Annotated in this window: 1 protein-coding gene; it reads left to right on the plus strand. The window is 59.7% G+C overall.

The genetic code is table 11. The annotated features are described in order from the left end of the window. Positions 1-509 (plus strand): GTP-binding protein (locus L6D89_RS32415; protein ID WP_236202348.1); only part of this gene is annotated, 509 nt, incomplete at both ends.

The raw sequence follows: 509 nt of genomic DNA on the forward strand, positions 1-509 counted from the left end.
GACTACGTGAAGAACATGATCACCGGTGCTGCCCAGATGGACGGCGCGATCCTGGTTTGCTCGGCTGCTGACGGCCCCATGCCGCAGACCCGCGAGCACATCCTGCTGTCCCGTCAGGTAGGCGTTCCTTACATCGTCGTGTTCCTGAACAAGGCCGACATGGTTGACGACGCCGAGCTGCTGGAACTGGTCGAAATGGAAGTTCGCGATCTGCTGAACACCTACGACTTCCCGGGCGACGACACTCCGATCGTGATCGGTTCCGCTCTGATGGCTCTGAACGGCCAGGACGACAACGAGATGGGCGTTTCCGCCGTGCGCAAGCTGGTAGAAACCCTGGACTCCTACATTCCTGAGCCGGTTCGTGCAATCGACCAGCCGTTCCTGATGCCGATCGAAGACGTGTTCTCGATCTCCGGTCGTGGCACCGTGGTAACCGGCCGTGTTGAGCGTGGCATCGTCAAGGTCCAGGAAGAAGTGGAAATCGTCGGCATCAAGGCGACCACCAA

The organism is Pseudomonas pseudonitroreducens (assembly GCF_021603645.1).
Taxonomy (GTDB): Bacteria; Pseudomonadota; Gammaproteobacteria; order Pseudomonadales; family Pseudomonadaceae; genus Pseudomonas; species Pseudomonas pseudonitroreducens.